This is a genomic window from Bordetella sp. FB-8 (genome assembly GCF_000382185.1).
Taxonomy (GTDB): domain Bacteria; phylum Pseudomonadota; class Gammaproteobacteria; order Burkholderiales; family Burkholderiaceae_B; genus Bordetella.
Map to the genome: position 1 here is coordinate 3,882,667 of NZ_KB907784.1, position 18,255 is coordinate 3,900,921.

The following is an 18,255-nucleotide window of genomic DNA, read 5'->3' on the forward strand; positions in this document are numbered from 1 at the left end:
CGGACGATCAGGCGGTCTTCACCTCGTCCAGCCCGAGCTCGCTGCGCATGGTTTCGCGGATCTTGAACTTCTGGATCTTGCCGGTCACCGTCATGGGGAACTCGCCGACGAAGCGGATGTAGCGCGGGATCTTCTGGTGGGCGATCTGCCCTTTGCAAAAGTCGCGCACGGTCTCTTCGGCCAGCGTCTGGCCCGGCTTGACGATGATCCAGGCGCAGAGTTCCTCGCCGTATTTCGGGTCGGGCAAGCCCACCACCTGCACGTCCTGGATGGCGGGATGGCGGTAGAGGAACTCCTCGATCTCGCGCGGGTAGAGGTTCTCGCCGCCGCGGATGACCATGTCTTTGATGCGACCGACGATGTTCACATAGCCTTCGTCGTCCATGGTGGCCAAGTCGCCGGTGTGCATCCAATGCGCGTCGTCGATGGCCTCGCGTGTCTTGGCTTCGTCTTCCCAATAGCCGTGCATGACGGAATAGCCGCGCGTACACAGCTCGCCCGTTGCGCCGCGCGGCACCGTGGCGCCGGTACCCGGGTCGACGACTTTCACCTCCAGATGCGGATGCACCCGGCCTACCGTGGACACGCGTTTTTCCTGCGGCGTGTCAGTAGCGCTCTGGCAGCTGACCGGGCTGGTCTCGGTCATGCCATAGGCAATGGTGACTTCGCCCATGTGCATCAAGCCCACCACCCGCTTCATCACCTCGATGGGGCACGGCGAGCCGGCCATGATGCCGGTGCGCAGCGTGGACAGGTCGAACTCGGCAAAGCGCGGGTGATCGAGCTCGGCGATGAACATGGTGGGCACCCCGTGCAGCCCGGTGCAGCGCTCGGCCTGTACGGTTTCCAGGACCAGCAGGGGATCGAAGCCATCGTTGGGGTAGACGATGGCCGAGCCGTGGGTGAGACACGCCAGATTGCCCAGCACCATGCCAAAGCAATGATATAGCGGCACCGGGATGCACAGGCGGTCCTCGGGGGTGAGCCTCATGCACTCGCCGATGAAAAAGCCATTGTTGAGGATATTGCGGTGCGTGAGCGTGGCGCCCTTGGGAAAGCCCGTGGTGCCGCTGGTGAACTGGATATTGATCGGGTCGGTGTTCTTCAGTCCGCGCTGCACCTGGCGCACGCGCGCATCGGCCGGATCGCCCGCGGCCAGCAGCGCGGAGAAGCGCTGCATGCCGGGTTCCTCGCCCCCCTGCCCCGCCTGGTCTATCCACACCACGCGGCGCAGGTGCGGCAGGCGCGCCGACTGCAGTTGGCCTGCGCTGGCCGTGTCCAGTTCGGGCGCCAGTTCGCGCAGCATGGCCAGGTAGTTGCTGGTCTTGAAGGTGGACATGGTCACCAGCAGCTTGCAAGCCACCTTGTTCAGCGCATACTCGACCTCGGCGGTGCGGTAGGCCGGGTTGATGTTGACCAGGATCAGCCCCGCCTTGGCCGTGGCCAGCTGCATCAATACCCAGGCGGAATTGTTGTGCGACCAGATGCCCACCCGATCGCCGGGCGCCAGATCCGACGCCAGCAAGGCGCTGGCCAGGCGGCCGGCCTCGACTTGCAATTCTCGGTAGGTATAGCGTTTACCCTCGTGGCGACAGACCAGCGCCTCGCGCTGGGGCTGACTATCGGCCATGGCGTCGAAGAAATCGCCTATGGTCTGTTCGATCAAAGGAACCTCGACAGGCCCCGCAGCGTAGGAAAGACCCGAATCGATGGTGCTCACGACTGTCTCCTCATAGTGCGCCGGGGCAGTCTGGCGCTGCCCTATGGCAAAAACCTGGCAAGTCTACTCTAGCCCATGACGACATGGAACCTCGCAGTCGCCTCGGTCAATCAGCTATCAGCCAAGCGCGGCGCATCGGCCAGACAATCGGCATAACCCCCGACCTGGCGCTAGTCATGAACGCTGAACGCTGGGCCTGGCTGCCTGTGAGCGCCGTGCCGCGCAAGGCGAAGCCGACTGTCGCTTTCGCGCTGGCCGAATGCGACGACGAGTTGAGCATCCCTGAGCCGAACTATTTCGTGCATGCCAGCTTGGGCAGTCTCGAATTGCGCCAGGGGGAGAACACCGAGGATATCGGTCAACGCATCTCTGTACCTCCCGACCGTGGGGGCCAGCGTGCCTAGGGTCGGCATCGATTCGATCGGGCTGCACCGCGTCGACCTTCTCAAGCGCGATGTCGATGGAATGCACGCCGAAGCGCTACGCGGAGTCCGCAATACACCACTATAGACACTCAAGCCGATATTGCCGGTCGAGATCATCACATCCGACCCGGCGCGAATCAAAGCTATGCTCGATAATTTGGGGTATCGCTATTTTCCGTTCAGGGAGAATCTGATCGCGATCCGCACGGAGGATCTCGTACTGCAGCACATGGGCTACAAAGACGACACGATCTACTTCACTTGAACCGGATGCCATCGGGTTGCCTACGCCTGACCCTTCGCGGCCATGCGGTATTGCACCGCCTCGGCCACATGGCGCACCTCAATGCGCTCCGACTCCTCCAGGTCGGCCAAGGTGCGCGCCACGCGCAAAGCCCGGTGCCGGGCCCGCGCCGAACCGTCCAGTCTTTGCTGGGCCTGGCGCAGCAGATCGCGGGCCGCGTCCGACATCGCACAGTGGTGCTCCAGATCCCTACCCGCAAGCCGGGCGTTCAGCCCGTGCTGCCGGGCCTGCTGACGCGCGCGACAGCGCATGACGCGCTCGCGCACCGCCGCGGACGTCTCGCCCGCGGCCCCGTCCAGTAAAGCCGGATCGGCAGGCGGCATCGAGACATGCAGGTCGATGCGATCGAGCAAGGGCCCGGAAAGCTTGGCGGTATAGCGCGCCACCTGGTCGGGCGTGCAACGGCAGGGGCGCGCGGGATGGCCGCGCCAGCCGCAGGGGCAGGGATTCATCGCCGCCACCAGTTGGAACGCGCAGGGGTACTCCACCTGCCGCAGCGCTCTCGAAATGGCGACCCGTCCGGTCTCCATCGGTTCGCGCAAGGCCTCCAGCGCTTCGCGCCGGAACTCGGGCAATTCGTCGAGAAACAAGATACCGTGATGGGCCAGGCTGATCTCCCCCGGCCGGGGGCGGGATCCGCCTCCGATCAGCGCCGCCGATGAAACCAGATGGTGCGGCGATCTGATTGGGGGCTGCTGCGCAATACCCGTTATGCGCGCGCCGCCATGCGCCAGCCCGTTCAAGGCTGCGACCTCCATAGCCTGTACCGGAGACAGCGGCGGCAACAGGCCCGGCAGGCGCTGGGCCAGCATGCTTTTGCCGGCGCCGGGCGGCCCGCTCATGAGCAGGCTATGGCCGCCCGCGGCGCAGATTTCGAGCGCGCGACGCGCGCCGGCCTGCCCTCTGACATCAGACAAGCAAGGCGGCGCCTCGGCCGGCAACCGCGCGGCTGGCTCGGCCAGCGGCAGGGACGCGGTCCCCGCCAGATGCGCCGCGACTTCGGCCAGGGTGCGCGCCACGTAAACGCGCAGGCCCGGCACCCAGGCCGCGATGCCAGCGCTGCCTGAGGGCAGGATCATCGCCGCGCCGGGGCGCTCGCGCGCCAACCCCAGGGCCAGCGGCAGGACAGAGGCCACCGGCACCAGCGCACCGGTCAGCGACAGCTCGGCGGCGAGCACCAGATCGGCCAGCGCCTCGGGCGGCTGCCCAGGCGGCGGCGACAGCTGGCCCGAAGCCAGCAGCACACCCAGCGCGATGGGCAGATCAAAGCGCGCCGAATCCTTGGGCAGATCGGCGGGCGAAAGATTGACGATGATTCGTCCGGCGGGAAACTCATAACCGCTATTGACCAGCGCGGCGCGCACGCGCTCGCGGCTTTCGCGCACTTCGGCCTCTGGCAGGCCCACGACATGGAAGGCGGGCAATCCGCTGCCCACATGGGTTTCCACCCGCACGGCGGGAGCATCCAGACCCACCAGGGCACGGCTGGCAAGAACGGCTAGAGTCATGACAATGCCTCGGCTGTGACATGGAACAACGCAGTATGCGGGCAGGCCGCGGATCGACAGGACGAGGCGGGATGGAAATGCCACAGGGCAATTGTGCGGATTGCATTTGCCCGAGAACCCGCACCGACGGGTCTGCATCAGCGAGAACGACTGTAGCTCGCCCGCATCAGTCGCCCCGGCGCGGCGCAGGCTGCTTAACTTCTGGCGCACCCGGCCGTTAGTCGATGACAACAATCTCGGCAGCCGAATCGCAGTTCGGGCGCGCCAGGGGTATCGAATGACCGCCATCGCCTCCGTGGCTGCGTCCGTCCTGGCGCAGACGCAAGCAGTACAGACCGCTTCCGGCTCCTCGGCCGAAAGCCGCCCGCCGCAGGCAACTGCCTCGTCTACCCTGGTATCGATTGCCGGCATCCCGCCCATGCCGCCGCTGACCTACGCGGTTCCCGCGACGCAACCTGTCTGGGAAACCAATGCAGTGGACGGGATCAGTCAGACGATGGCGCGCAATTTCTCAGCCTCGACGCTCTCGGGACGCCTGCAGGGCCTGGGCCAGCTCATGCTGCAGCAGCTGGGCGGAGGCCAAAACGATTTCTCGCAATCGGTGTACCTGCCGTCCACCAACGCCGTGCCCAGCACTTCGCTGGCAAGGGCGATGCAGTCCGCCTTGCACACGGGGGCCAACAACCAGGTTTCGCTCGGCGTCGCCCTGCGCGACGGCGCCAGGGTGCAGATCACGCTTGGCGACCAGAACAACGGACTCGCGGCCGCTATCACCGTTACCGGCGGCAAGCTCAGCGATGCAGATCGTTCGGCCCTGTCGAAGATGGCCGGCGGCTTGCAGCAAGCCATCGACGGCCTGACCTCGTCGGATCAGCCCACACTCGATCTGAGCGGACTCTTGCGGCAGTTCAATTCCAGCGTCTTCGCCTCGGTCGACCTGAATGCATCCGTCGACCCAACCGGCCAAGGCGCGCAGAGCCTGGCTTTGCACATCGACGGCACGCAGCGCTCGCTGCAGACCAGCGGTCCGCTCGGGTCCATGCAGATCAGCGTGGACACGTCCAATACCGCTATCCTGGGCAGCGCCAGCCAGCAGGCCCAGGCAATCGACAACTACCTGCAGCAGTTCGCCGCCGAAGGCACGCGCGGACATGGCAATGCCAGGCTCATCGCCATGTTTTCCGCGGCGTTCCAGTCGCTGAACAGCAACGACGCAACGGCGTCTTCCGGTTCCTCGCCGCAGTTGGGGGTGATCGGCGACGCGGCCCACAGCATGATGACCGGCCTGGCCGACTTCAGCGCTTCGGTAACGCAGGCCGCCCAATCGCCCAACCCCATGAACCCGGGCGAGGTGGACAGCTTCTCGTACCGCGTGTCGCAGCACACCACCGAACAGGCCAGCAACCGGTACAACTACACGATCACCCAGACGCAGCAGTCCCAACTCAATGCCAGCTATCACGCGCCGTTGCGGGCCGGCACCCTGCTCGCACTCGACGGCGACAAGGCATCGCAGAATTATTACTACACCCAGATCAACGACAGCGCGCAGAGCCAGACGACCATTCGCTACGCCAACGGCAAGCTGGCACTGGCCACCTTGAACCAGTCCGCCAGCGCGTCCGTGCATACGAAAATGTATGAGATGGGCCAGCTGCAAGAGAACACCATCGACCCCAGCCGCAGCTCCTGGTCCACGAATCTGCTGGACCTGCTCGACAGCGCGCAGCAGAACCCGGGCACCTCGCAGGCGATGCTGAACAATATCCGCAGTCTGATCGAACTGCCGGCCAGCCCCGGCCAATTGGCCAACAAAATCGGCTAGGGCCTTGCGCCGGGCGCGCTAGGTCATCCTGCGTGCCAGCATGCGCTCGACGGCATCGTAGATGCGCTGCACATAACAGTTCTTGAAGCCAAGCACCGGATCGCCAGGGCTTTCCATGTGCACCAGCATGGTGGCGTTGGCCTCGAACACCAGCACGCGGCCATCGGGCAGCAGCGAAAAGTCCACGCCACAGTAATCCAGATCCAGGCGCCGACCGATCTCGCCCAGCGCCCTCCAGGCCGCCGCGCCCAGCGCCGCCTGCGGATCGTCCAGAAAACGGCGCTCCTCCTCGGTCTTCCAGGCATCCGAGCGCATGTCCGCCGTCACGTAATGCAGCACCCACTGCCCCCCGATGGCCAGGTGATACGGCAGCGGCTCGCGGTCCACAAATACCACCCGGTACTTGCGAAAATACCCATCGGGCGAGCGGTAGTCGCAATACACGCTCAGGTAATGCTCGCACGACTGCCCCTGGCCGCCCGCATCGTCGGCCTCTTGCGGCGTCTCCAGACGCCGAAGCCCGGCGCCCCCATGCTTGCCCACGGGCCGCAAAGTCACGGGATATTGCAAACCAGCTGCCGCGATCGAGGCGGCCAGGTCCGGACCCGAACCACTGTCCCAGCGCACCGTGGGCGGCATGATGGCCCCCTCGATGCCCGACAGCAGGGCCGCGATCTGGTCGCGTGAGGTCCGCATGACGCGCTCCGGAGGATTGAGCACCGGCTTGTCGGCCGTCGCGAGCAGGGCTGCCGCGACCTTCAGACCCCAGGACGCCTTGTCCGCATCACCGATGGCATTGAAGATCAGGTCGTAGGGCGGCAGCTCCCGGATGGGCCCCGTAATGCCGTATTCGATGGCCCAGCGTATCTGGCGGTTGTACTCAGTGGGTATCAGGAACTTCACCGGCACATCGTTCAGGCCGCTGCTGCATAGGATCAGCACACTGCGCCGCTGGGTCGGCAGATCCGCGTCGACGTACAGCGATTGGAGTTGATGCGCCTGGTGGGCAAAGTGCTCGGCCTCCTGGCCGCGGTCCAGTTCGAGCATGGCCTTGCCCATGCCCAGATAGGCCTGGACCAGATTGGGGTCCAGCAGCATGGCGCGCTTGTACCAGTAGCTGGCCATATTCCATTGGCCACGCTGCAAAAGTGCCTGGCCCAGCTCGCACAGGTCGGTAGCGCAATTGCGCTGCAGCGCCTCGAAGCCCAGGCGCGCAACCTCGGCATTGAAGGGCAGGCCCGCCGCCTGCAGGGCCTGCGCGTACAAACAATGGACCTCGGGGTTCAGCGGATCATAGGTCGAAGCCTGTTCCAGCACGTCCATGGCCTGATCGGTCAGCCCGGCTTCGAGCAGTTTGCGCCCTTGGACGATCAGGGCCGTCGCCGAGCCGGTGCGGGACGCGCTGCCTTGCTCGGGAGGGTCCTGGATGAATTTCACCGCCCAAGCCGGAACCGGGCCTTGATAGAAGATGTGCAGGTTGTCGTTAAATGAGCCAAAGTTCAATCCGTGCTGCCTGGCAAGAATCTGCAGGGCGCGCGAAGTAAAGAGCGAGATGTGTCCGTTGCGCGGCGCGCAATACCACCATTTCTCGATACCGTCGGCCATCACCGACTCGGTGATCAGCAAAGTACTGAATAAAATCGCGCCGTCGTCGACCAGAAATTGCTTCAAGGACGACATCAGTTCATGCGGCCGAGGATGATGCTCGAACACCTCGAAGCACACCACTGTCTGGTAATTGCGTTCGGCGGCCTGGCGCATGCCCGGCTGGTCCGCATACGGATCGCAGGAATCGACGTGCGCAAAACCGCGCGACCTCAGTTCCTTCTCGAGCAGGCCGAGGCCGGAGCCGAAATCCAGCACCGTTCCCCATGCCATCTCCGGAAAGCGCTGGGCGATGAAATCCGCGTTCATGACCGGACGCTTGCCGAGATAGTCGGGATCGTGCCGGACGTACTGGTCGTTGTAGATATAGTCGGAAAAATCCTGCGCGCTCCATCCGTCCATCGCCTGCGTAAAGATGAAACCGCATTGGCTGCAGCAAAAATAAGCGATGGGCACTGCGGCATCCGGCTCGACGTGCCCGCCTGCCGCTGTCCGGTCCTCGCAAGAGCGCGAGAAGTCGACTGCGCCGCACAAACGGCTGGCGCCGCCGCAGCATTTGCAGGCGGCCTGGGATGGCACGGCCTGCACTTTCTCCTGCAATCCTTCTCTTGTCATCGTCGCTACTGCGCCCCCTGGGCCATTCGCCGCGCCAGCATGCCTTCGAATGCCTCGAAAATGCGCTGCACATACGGATTTTTGAAACGCAGGGCCTGGTCTTCCGCGTTTTCCGGATGCACCAGCATGGTGGCGTTGGCCTCGAACACCAGCACGCGGCCATCGGGCAGCAGCGAAAAGTCCACGCCACAGTAATCCAGATCCAGGCGCCGACCGATCTCGCCCAGCGCCCTCCAGGCCGCCGCGCCCAGCGCCGCCTGCGGATCGTCCAGAAAACGGCGCTCCTCCTCGGTCTTCCAGGCATCCGAGCGCATGTCCGCCGTCACGTAATGCAGCACCCACTGCCCCCCGATGGCCAGGTGATACGGCAGCGGCTCGCGGTCCACAAATACCACCCGGTACTTGCGAAAATACCCATCGGGCGAGCGGTAGTCGCAATACACGCTCAGGTAATGCTCGCACGACTGCCCCTGGCCGCCCGCATCGTCGGCCTCTTGCGGCGTCTCCAGACGCCGAAGCCCGGCGCCCCCATGCTTGCCCACGGGCCGCAAAGTCACGGGATATTGCAAACCAGCTGCCGCGATCGAGGCGGCCAGGTCCGGACCCGAACCACTGTCCCAGCGCACCGTGGGCGGCATATGGACGCCTTCCAGACCCGCAAGCAGCAGCGGAATCTGGTCGCGTGAAGTCAGCGCGATGCGCTCTGGCGGATTGAGCACAGGCTTGCCGGCCTGCGGCACGAAACGCGCCGCCGCCGCCAAGCCCTGCGGCGCCCGATCCGGGTCGCCGATGACGTTGAACACCAGATCGTAGGGCGGCAGTTCCCGTACCGGCCCGACGATGCCGAACTCGACGGCCCAGCGTATCTGCCGATTGGTCGGACTGGGCATGAGGAACTGGAGCGGCACGTTGTCATGGCCGCTAGTGCACAGCAGCAGAATGCTGCGCCGCTGCATCGGCCAGGCATGATCGATGAAAATCGACTGCCGCATGCAGGCATTGCGCGCACAGGTTTCCGACTCTTGCTCGCGCCCCAGTTCGCGCAAGGCGATGCCCATGTGCAGGTGCGTGTCCGCGATATCCGGATTGAGCAGCAGCGCGCGCAGGAACCAGTAGCCCGCCGCGTCCCATTGCTTGTGGCGGGCATAGGAAGCGCCGATGGCGATGATGTCCGGCGCCGCGCGCTGCCTGATCGCCGTGGCGGCGATGCGCGCCGCCATGGCATCGGCCGCATGGTCAGCAGACTGCATGGCCTGGGCCAGCAACTCGTAGATGCCGGCCTCGAGCGGCCGCGCTACCGTCGCCTGCTGCAGCGGCGTGATCGCGGCCGCGGCCTGACCGGCCGCCAGCAATGCCTGTCCTTCGGCGAGCAGACGCGCGGCCAGTTCGTCCAGATGCTCGGAGGCCCGGTCTTGCGGCGCGACCCTGTCCGCCGTGTCGGTCATTTGCATGGGTGTCGCCCGCCGCGGACGGCCGGCGCCGCGATGGGATTATTCGGCCGTGGTCTTGCCGGATTCGAGGGCATCGAGCCGGGATTGCAGTTGCCGCAGTTGCTCGCCCAACTGATCCACCTTGGTCCGCGCGCGAGCCAGCATGTCAGCCTGCACGTCGAACTCTTCCCGCGTGACCAGGTCCAGGCGTACAAAGGCCTGGGTCACCATCGAACGGACGTTGCGCTCGATATCCGCGGCCGGACTCTTGGCAAAGAGTTCGGAAATATTCTTCTGCAGATCTTCCATCCATTGGGTGCGGTTCATGGCTGCCTCCGTGCTGATATAGCCGATGGTGCCAGTGTAGTCCCGCCAGCCTTGCCCTGCCTTTTCAGGCCTGTGGCCTCGCGAGGAGGATGCTTGCCCCGCACAGCGCCCGGCGGCAAAAAGAATCGGCCCACCTGCCGGCGGGCCGCAAAGGCGCATTGCCTATCGCCTGCGTCATAGTATTCACGATTGTCTGGCACCGCACAAATCCGGCTTGTAAAGCCGCGTATCTCACCCGTAACCGATTCGGCAGGGGAAATGCCTCGAAGCGACCCCGGGGGAATATTTTGCAATTTGCTACAAAGTTTCATCGCATAGGGTCGACGCACCACACGCCCATCTTTGTGCCATGAATCGGGGCCTTTCGCACCAATAAAGCACATGTCATGCACCAATATGGCGCCACACCGGCGAATCGCTTTGCAACATGGCGTTCCAATAGTTGGCACGGCTTTTGCTTTTGGTTTGGTGCTACCACGCAATCACACAAGGAACCGCCATGAAACTCATCACTGCCATCATCAAGCCCTTCAAGCTAGACGAAGTGCGGATGGCCCTGTCCAGCATCGGCGTCCAGGGCCTGACCGTCACAGAGGTCAAAGGCTTCGGCCGCCAGAAAGGCCATACCGAACTCTATCGCGGTGCCGAATACGTGGTGGACTTCCTGCCCAAGGTGCGCGTGGAGGCGGCCGTTCCCGAAAATCAGGTCGACCAGGCTGTCGAAGCCATCGAGCAGGCGGCACGCACTGGCAAGATCGGCGACGGCAAGATCTTCGTCTCCTCCCTCGAACAGGTCATCCGCATCCGCACCGGCGAGTCCGGCGAAGCGGCGCTGTAAGGACGCGCTTGGCGCAGTCACGACGAATTACCCAAAAACTGGAGTTCTAGATAATGGATAAAGCAGATATTTCCTGGATGCTGGTCTCGACCCTGCTCGTGCTGATGATGGCCGTGCCGGGCCTGGGCCTGTTCTACGGCGGCCTGGTGCGCAGCAAGAACATGCTGTCCGTGCTGATGCAGGTTACCTGTACCTTCACGCTGGGCCTGATCCTCTGGTTCGCCTACGGCTACTCCCTGGCGTTCACCGACGGCAATGCTTTCTTCGGCGGTTTCTCGCGCGTGTTCTTCTCGGGCATGTTCACGCCGGGTACCGGCAAATACTCCATGAACAGCACGATTACCGAGCTGCTGTACGCATCCTTCCAGGCCACCTTCGCCGGCATCACCTGCGCGCTTATCGTGGGCAGCTTCGCCGAGCGAGCTCGCTTCTCGGCCGTACTGGTCTTCACGGCGATCTGGTTCACCTTCGCCTATGTGCCCATCGCGCACATGGTCTGGTATGCCGTACCCACGGGCCAGAAAGGAACCTCGGGCCTCTTCGCGGCCGCGGGCGCCCTGGACTTCGCCGGCGGCACGGTGGTGCACATCAACGCCGGTATCGCCGGCCTGGTGGGCTCCTATGTGATCGGCAAGCGTGTCGGCTACGGCCGCGAATCCATGCAGCCGCACAACCTGGTCATGACCTATATCGGCGCCATGCTGCTGTGGGTGGGCTGGTTCGGCTTCAATGCCGGTTCGGCCGTCGCGTCGAACGAACTGGCCACACTGGCCTTCTTCAACACCATGATCGCGACCGCCGCCGCCTCGCTGGCCTGGCTTTTCACCGAATGGGTGATCAAGAGCAAGCCTTCCATGCTGGGTGCCGCCTCCGGCGCCGTCGCCGGCCTGGTGGGCATCACCCCGGCCGCCGGCTTCGTGGGACCCGTGGGCGCCTTCGTTCTGGGCATCCTCGTGGGCATCATCTGCGTGTGGGGCGTCAACGGCCTGAAGCGCATCCTGCGTGCGGACGACGCGCTTGACGTGTTCGGCGTGCATGGCGTGGGCGGCATTTGCGGCGCCTTGCTGACCGGCGTGCTCAGCGCCAAGGCGCTGGGCGGCACGACCCTGGACAGCCTGGGCGCCATCGGCGGCCAATTGGTGATCCAGCTCGAAGCCATCGTCACCACGCTGGTGTGGTCCGGCGTCGTGGCCTGGATCGCCTACAAGATCGCCGACAAGCTTTGCGGCCTGCGCGTACCGGAAGACGAAGAACGCGAAGGCCTGGACATCACGACGCACGGCGAATCGGCCTACCACGGCTAAGCCGGGACGCTCTCCTGCAAAAAACGGCCGCCCGGATTTCCGGGCGGCCGTTTTCATTGGGCGGAAAAAATGCGATTACACATCCCGGCAGGCATCGATCAGGCGCGCCGCGGCCGCCACCAGACTCCGTACCGGCCCGTCTGCGCCAAGCAACTGGCTGGATGCGTAAGCGCCCTCCATCAGCAACTGCAAGCCGTCACCCAGCATTTCAGGGTCGCGCGCGCCCATGCTGCGCGCCATGTCCACCAGACGCTCGCGCACCTCGCGTTTGTTGGCTACCGACACCAGCCGGGCGGGATGGTCGGGTTCGGGATACTCAATGCAGGCATTGGTCAGGCCGCAGCCGCGATAATCCGGCCTGTCGGCCCTTTCGGCCAGGCCGGTGAAATAAGCCAGGATCTGCGCCCGCGGATCGCCCGGGTGTGCGGCTATGGACGCATCGAAGCGGCGCCAGAAATCCACCTCATAGTCGCGCAGGTAGGCCGCCGCCAACTCGTCTTTGGAGGCAAAGGTGCGGTAGAGACTGGGCTTGGTCACGCCCGCCTTGGCCACAATGGCATCCACCCCCACGGCGCGGATACCCTGGTGATAGAACAGATCCCGCGCGCTGCGACGGATGCGGTCGGCGGCGCGCAGCGGCGGGATTTCTGGGCGTTTTTCTTTTGCCATATCTGCTGCTTTCTGCTTGAACGGATTCCGTCCCAAGCGGGATCTTGGAAGTCCGCAATACGACTTGACGATGTTACTGACCGGTACGTATTATAGTCCGACCCCAACGTACCGACCAGCAACATTCCATGCGCATTCCCACCCATACCGCTCCCGTTCCCCGCCTGGGCCAACGCTACGCCTTCGTCGTGGTCGGCGTCATTTTCTTCTGCCTGCTGTTTTCGGCCGGCCTGCGCTCCACGCCCAGCGTGCTGCTTGATCCGCTGCGGCAGGCCTTCGGCTGGAGCCGTTCGGTCATCTCGCTGGCGGCCGCCATCGGCATCTTCTTCTACGGTATGGTCGGCCCCTTCGCGGCGACGGCCATGGATCACTTCGGCCTGCGCCGCGTCGTGCTGGTGTCGCTGGTCGCCATGGCCGTATCCAGCGCGGCCAGCGCCTACATGACCCAGACCTGGCATCTGATCGCGCTGTGGGGCCTGTTCTCGGGCATCGCCTCGGGCGCCGTTGCCACCGTGCTGGGCGCCACCATCGCCAACCGCTGGTTCGTCAGGCATCGCGGACTGGCCATGGGCATACTCACGGCCAGCACCGCCACGGGCAACCTGATCTTCCTGCCGGTGCTGGCCGCGCTGGCCTCGTCCAGCGATTGGCGGCGCGCCGTCTGGGCCGTGGCCATCGCCATGCTGGTCATGGTGCCGCTGGTCTGGAAGCTGGTGCCCAATCGCCCCGCCGACGTGAACCTGCTGCCTTACGGCAGCGATCCGGCCAACCCGCCGGCGCCCGCCGCGCCGCGGATCGGTTTCATGGCCACCACGTTCGGCGCGCTCAAGCGCGCCAGCCGCACCACGGCTTTCTGGTATCTCTTCGCCACCTTCTGGGTCTGCGGCTTCACCACCAACGGCCTGGTGGGCACGCACTTGATCGCATTGTGCGGCGACCACGGCATCGCGCCGGTCGCCGCCGCCGGCCTGTTGTCGCTGATGGGCGTGTTCGATCTGATCGGCACCACCGCCTCGGGCTGGCTCACCGACCGTTACGATCCGCGCAGGCTGCTCTTCGTCTATTACGGCCTGCGCGGCGTGTCGCTGATCATCCTGCCCTATACCAACTTCTCGTTCTACAGCCTGTCCATCTTCGCCGTGTTCTACGGCCTGGACTGGATCGCCACCGTGCCGCCCACGCTGCGCCTGGCCACCGACGCCTTCGGCGAGCGCGACGCCCCGATTGTGTTCGGCTGGATCGTCGCCGGCCACCAGATCGGCGCCGCCACGGCTGCCTGGATGGGCGGCGCCATCCGCCAGGCCACCGGCAGCTATCTGATGGCCTTCGTGGTATCGGGCGCCACGGGCATCATCGCCGCGGTGATCGCGCTGATGGTCAAGCGCCAGCGGGCCACAGTGGAGCCTGTCGCGGCCTGATTGCCTACCCCGATGGGTTACTGAACTGAATGCGCCGATTCGGCCGCGGACATCCCCAACGCGCGACGTAGGTCTTCACCAGGCCGCCGATCGACACGCCCAGACCAGCCGCCAGCATCTGCACCTTCGATAACTGGCCCGCGCGCTGAGACTGCCCGACGGTTGGCCACGACCATCTGGATCGTGGGACGCACCGCGGGCTGGGCGGCGCACGTCATGGCGCAACGCACGCAGGCGTTCCTGCTGCGTCCGCGCGCCGAATACGAAGCCCCGCAATAGCGCGGGTCTGCACCTACCCGATGGTCATCAGGCTGGCATTGCCTCCGGCCGCCGCCGTATTGATGCTCAGGGATTTCTCGGCGTAAAGCCGCTCGGTCGCATAGCCCGCTGCGGCCGCCACGGCATCGGAACTCAGGCCCTGTACCGAGACGATGGCACCCGGCCGCAGCGCCACGCGACGGTTCCAGACGCGCAGCGCGTCGCTGTCGCCTTCGAACAGCACGGCTTCGAAATCGGCGCTGTCGACATCGCTGTCGGCAAGCAGCGTAACGGACGCACCCTTGGCCTGCTTACCCTGTGCCTTCTGCCACGCCCTGGCTTGGGGCGTATCCAGCAGCAGCAGGACATTGCCCGTGGACTGAGCAGCCTGCCACTGCGCCTGTACGCCGGCCTGCGTGGCTGCGATGCCCAACACCCGGCCGCGCGGTTTCAGGCGATAGGTGTTGAGCTCGCCTGTCGGGCCGGCCAATATCAGGCCGTTCTCGCTGCGCGCCGCGCTTTCCAGTGCGGCCGCTACCGTTTCAGGGCGCATCGACAGCAGACGGTAAAGGTAGAGTGGCCCGCCGGCCTTGGGGCCGGTTCCCGACAGCCCTTCGCCGCCGAAGGGCTGCACGCCCACCACTGCGCCGACGACGTTGCGGTTGACGTAGAGGTTGCCCGCATGCACACGCTCGGTGACGTGGTGCACGGTCTCATCGATGCGGGTGTGCACACCGAAGGTCAGGCCGTATCCAGTCGCGTTGATCTGGTCGAGCAGCGCGTCCAGGCCGTCGCGCCGGTAGCGCAGCACATGCAGGACGGGGCCGAAGACTTCGCGCTGCAGTTCTTCCAGACTGTCGATCTCGATGAGCGTGGGCGGCACGAAGGTGCCGTGCCGGCAGCGGTCGTCCAGTTCGATCTGCGAGATCGCATGGCCCGCGGCGCGCATGGCCTCGATGTGCTGGCGTATGACATGGCCGGCCTGGGCGTCGATGACCGGCCCGACGTCGGTGCTGAGCAGGTCCGGATTGCTCACGCGCAGTTCGCGCATGGCGCCCTTGAGCATGGCCAGCACATGGTCGGCGCAGTCTTCCTGCAGGTACAGCACCCGCAGGGCCGAGCAGCGCTGGCCCGCCGAGTCGTAGGCCGAATTGACCACGTCGATCACGACCTGCTCGGCCAGCGCCGAAGAGTCAACGATCATGGCGTTCTGCCCGCCGGTCTCGGCGATCAACGGAATAACGTGGCCGTCCGCGTCCAGGCGCTCGGCCAGGGTGCGGGCGATCAGGCGCGCCACTTCGGTCGAGCCGGTGAACATCACGCCGTGGACGGCGTCGCTGGCGACCAGCGCGGCGCCCACGGTTTCGCCGCGTCCGGGCAGCATCTGCACCGCGCCGGCCGGAACGCCGGCCTCGCGCAGAATGGCAACCATCTGCGCTGCAATAAGAGGCGTCTGCTCGGCCGGCTTGGCGATGACCGCATTGCCCGCGGCCAGCGCCGCCGCCACCTGGCCGGTGAAAATAGCCAGGGGGAAGTTCCAGGGGCTGATGCAGAGCACGGTGCCCAAGGGCCTGTGGGTGTCGTTGCTGAATTCGCGCTGCACCTGGGCAGCGTAGTAGCGCAGGAAGTCGACGGCCTCGCGCACTTCGGCGATGGCGTTGGGCAGGGACTTGCCGGCTTCGCGCACGATCAGGCCCAGCAAGCCTTGCATGCGCTCTTCCAGAAGCTGGGCCGCCCGCAGCAGACAGCCGGCGCGCTCGGCAACGGGCGTGGCATGCCAGATCGGCGCCGTCTTGCTCGCGGCCCGCAGGGCAACGTCGGCTTCTTCGGGCGTGGCCTCAATGACCTGCCCTACCCGGTCGCGGTGATCGGCGGGGTTGCGCACATCCGCCGCGCGCGACTCGTCCCAGCGCTGCGCTGGGTCGAGCATGGGTGCGGCGCGCCATGGGTTGGCGGCGCTGGCCAGCAAGGCGGCGGCGAGCGAGCCCAGACGATGCTCGTTGCTCAGATCCAGGCCTGCCGAGTTCACGCGTACACCCGCATCGGCCGGACCGTAGAGTTCACGCGGCAACGGAATTTTCTCGTGCGGCGCGCCCAGGGGCACGATGCGCGAAGCCGCTTCGACCGGGTCGATCACCAGTTGCTCCACCGGCACCGAATCGTCGCCGATCAGGTTGACAAAAGAGGTGTTGGCGCCATTCTCCAGCAGGCGGCGCACCAGGTAGGCGAGCAAGGTCTCGTGCGTGCCGACCGGCGCATAGATGCGGCAAGGCCGGTTGAGCTTGCCCTGCGCCACCGGACCGACCACCTCTTCATAGAGGGATTCGCCCATGCCGTGCAGACACTGGAATTCGTACTGGCCGGCGTAGTAGTTCTGCCCGGCAAGCTGATAGATGGCCGAGAGTGTGTAGGCATTGTGCGTGGCGAACTGCGGGTAGATCGCATCCGGCGCGCCCAGCAGCTTGCGCGCGCAAGCTAGGTAGGCCACGTCGGTGTAGACCTTGCGCGTATAGACGGGATAGCCTTCCAGGCCGTCGACCTGGGCGCGCTTGATCTCGCTGTCCCAGTAGGCGCCCTTGACCAGGCGCACCATCAGGCGGTGGTGGCTGCGGCGCGCCAGGTCGATGACGTAGTCGATGACAAAGGGCGCGCGCTTCTGGTAGGCCTGGATGACAAAGCCAATGCCGTTCCAGCCGTCGAGCTGCGGCGCGTGGCACAGGGCTTCGAGCAAATCGAGCGAGAGCTCCAGGCGGTCAGCTTCCTCGGCGTCGATGTTCAGGCCGATGTCGTAGCTGCGAGCCAGGACGGCCAGTGCCAGCATGCGCGGCAGCAGCTGCTGCATGACCCGTTCGCGCTGCGCGCGCGAATAGCGCGGATGCAGAGCCGAAAGTTTGATCGAGATGCCCGGGCCTTCGTAGATACCCCGGCCGGCGGCCGACTTGCCGATGGCATGGATGGCCTGCTCGTAGTCGGCATGGTAGCGATCGGCGTCTGCTTGAGTCAGCGCCGCTTCGCCCAGCATGTCGTAGGAATGGCGAAAACCCTGGGCTTCCAGCTTGCGGTTGTTGGCCAGCGCCTCGGCGATGGTCTGGCCTGAGACGAACTGCTCGCCCATCATGCGCATGGCCATGTTCACGCCCTGGCGGATGAGCGGTTCGCCGCCCTTGCCGATCAGGCGCGTGAGCGCGGAAGACAGACCCTGCTCGCTGTTGACCGCCACCAGCTTGCCCGTGATCATCAGGCCCCAGGTGGCTGCGTTGACAAAGAGCGACTGGCGTCCGCCGGTATGCGACTTCCAGTCGCCGCGGGCGATCTTGTCGCGAATAAGCACGTCGCGTGTGGCGCGGTCGGGAATGCGCAGCAGCGCCTCGGCCAGGCACATCAGCGCCACGCCTTCCTGGCTGGATAGCGAAAATTCCTGCAGCAAGCCTTCCACGCCCCCGCCCGTGCGCTTGCCGCGCAGGGTCTGGACCAGACCGGTGGCCATGGCGCGGATTTTTTCCGGGTTGGCGATGCGCGCCTGACCCAGCAGCAGCGGCACGCATTCCGGCTCGGGCCGGCGATAGGCAGCGGTAATGGCCGCCCGCAGCACGGATTGCGGTTGCACTTCCTGCCCGAACTCGAAGAAAGGCGGCACGGGTTGGTCGGCTTCGCTCTCGCCGGTTTCACCTTCGGCCCTATCCTGGGAAAAGTAGGCCACTTCGGGAGGCAGCTGGCCGCGCTCGATTTTCTCGATATAGGCCGCCAGGGCCTGTTTATGCAGCCAGTGCGGCGTGCAGTTGAGCTTCTGTGCCGCGGCTTTGAGCCGGTCGCGAAGCGCGTCGTCTACTTTGACACCCAGAGTGATATTGGCCATGACAGGAACAACCGATGCTGTGAGGAATACTCGTCATCTTAAAAAGGTTGCACCTAATTATAAATAGGGTTAACCCCCAATAAAACAAGGATTTTCGTCAACCCTGAGGAGGGCCGCTCCATGAAAGGAACGAAGAAGGCCGTTCCGAACGGG

13 protein-coding genes are annotated in these 18,255 nt (G+C 65.1%); 6 read left to right on the forward strand and 7 right to left on the reverse strand.

The features are described 5' to 3' along the window. Positions 1 to 7 precede the first annotated feature (7 nt). Positions 8 to 1,720 carry an AMP-binding protein gene (locus H143_RS0118595; RefSeq protein ID WP_019939776.1) on the reverse strand — a complete coding sequence of 571 codons (1,713 nt, stop codon included), beginning with the start codon at positions 1,718 to 1,720 and terminating at the stop codon, positions 8 to 10. A gap of 83 nt (positions 1,721 to 1,803) precedes the next feature. Between H143_RS0118595 and H143_RS21770 the strand changes: the two genes are divergently transcribed. Then, positions 1,804 to 2,124: a hypothetical protein gene (locus tag H143_RS21770; RefSeq protein ID WP_019939777.1), complete on the forward strand. Its 321-nt coding sequence runs from the start codon at positions 1,804 to 1,806 to the stop codon at positions 2,122 to 2,124. 306 nt (positions 2,125 to 2,430) lie between these two features. On the opposite strand, the gene H143_RS0118610 is transcribed toward H143_RS21770, so the two are convergent. Beyond that, positions 2,431 to 3,957 carry a YifB family Mg chelatase-like AAA ATPase gene (locus tag H143_RS0118610; protein WP_019939779.1) on the reverse strand — a complete coding sequence of 509 codons (1,527 nt, stop codon included), beginning with the start codon at positions 3,955 to 3,957 and terminating at the stop codon, positions 2,431 to 2,433. 277 nt (positions 3,958 to 4,234) lie between these two features. Between H143_RS0118610 and H143_RS0118615 the strand changes: the two genes are divergently transcribed. Next, positions 4,235 to 5,782 carry a hypothetical protein gene (locus tag H143_RS0118615; RefSeq protein WP_019939780.1) on the forward strand — a complete coding sequence of 516 codons (1,548 nt, stop codon included), beginning with the start codon at positions 4,235 to 4,237 and terminating at the stop codon, positions 5,780 to 5,782. Positions 5,783 to 5,800: 18 nt separating this feature from the next. Here H143_RS0118615 and H143_RS22240 read toward each other — a convergent pair whose 3' ends face one another. Genes H143_RS22240 through H143_RS0118635 form a run of 3 tightly spaced genes read right to left on the reverse strand, consistent with a single transcriptional unit; the run spans position 5,801 to position 9,759 of the window. Continuing rightward, entirely contained in the window at positions 5,801 to 8,002 is a 2,202-nt protein-coding gene (locus H143_RS22240) for a methyltransferase domain-containing protein (RefSeq protein WP_081627101.1), read from the reverse strand. A 5-nt stretch (positions 8,003 to 8,007) separates the two neighbouring features. Continuing rightward, positions 8,008 to 9,453, reverse strand: coding sequence for a hypothetical protein (locus H143_RS21775; protein WP_155803447.1), 1,446 nt, complete (start codon positions 9,451 to 9,453; stop codon positions 8,008 to 8,010). Positions 9,454 to 9,492: 39 nt separating this feature from the next. Continuing rightward, on the reverse strand, positions 9,493 to 9,759 hold the full coding sequence (locus tag H143_RS0118635) for an accessory factor UbiK family protein (RefSeq protein ID WP_019939783.1): 267 nt from the start codon (positions 9,757 to 9,759) through the stop codon (positions 9,493 to 9,495). Between the two features lie 499 nt (positions 9,760 to 10,258). Between H143_RS0118635 and glnK the strand changes: the two genes are divergently transcribed. Both glnK and H143_RS0118645 read left to right on the forward strand, forming a co-directional pair. Next, positions 10,259 to 10,597 (forward strand): P-II family nitrogen regulator, encoded by a 339-nt coding sequence (gene glnK, locus H143_RS0118640; protein ID WP_019939784.1) that lies wholly within the window; start codon positions 10,259 to 10,261, stop codon positions 10,595 to 10,597. A 53-nt stretch (positions 10,598 to 10,650) separates the two neighbouring features. Further along, positions 10,651 to 11,901, forward strand: a complete 1,251-nt coding sequence (locus tag H143_RS0118645) for an ammonium transporter (protein WP_026350227.1) — start codon at positions 10,651 to 10,653, stop codon at positions 11,899 to 11,901. Positions 11,902 to 11,976: 75 nt separating this feature from the next. On the opposite strand, the gene H143_RS0118650 is transcribed toward H143_RS0118645, so the two are convergent. Beyond that, on the reverse strand, positions 11,977 to 12,570 hold the full coding sequence (locus H143_RS0118650; protein WP_019939786.1) for a TetR/AcrR family transcriptional regulator: 594 nt from the start codon (positions 12,568 to 12,570) through the stop codon (positions 11,977 to 11,979). A gap of 128 nt (positions 12,571 to 12,698) precedes the next feature. Between H143_RS0118650 and H143_RS0118655 the strand changes: the two genes are divergently transcribed. Both H143_RS0118655 and H143_RS22615 read left to right on the forward strand, forming a co-directional pair. Continuing rightward, a complete protein-coding gene (locus H143_RS0118655) occupies positions 12,699 to 13,988 on the forward strand; it encodes an MFS transporter (protein ID WP_019939787.1) in 1,290 nt (429 codons plus the stop codon). Positions 13,989 to 14,150: 162 nt separating this feature from the next. Further along, the gene (locus H143_RS22615) at positions 14,151 to 14,267 is read left to right on the forward strand and encodes a citrate/2-methylcitrate synthase (protein ID WP_019939788.1); all 117 of its coding nucleotides are present in this window, start codon (positions 14,151 to 14,153) and stop codon (positions 14,265 to 14,267) included. Positions 14,268 to 14,280: 13 nt separating this feature from the next. Here H143_RS22615 and putA read toward each other — a convergent pair whose 3' ends face one another. Next, entirely contained in the window at positions 14,281 to 18,102 is a 3,822-nt protein-coding gene (gene putA, locus H143_RS0118665) for a trifunctional transcriptional regulator/proline dehydrogenase/L-glutamate gamma-semialdehyde dehydrogenase (protein ID WP_019939789.1), read from the reverse strand. Positions 18,103 to 18,255 lie beyond the last annotated feature (153 nt).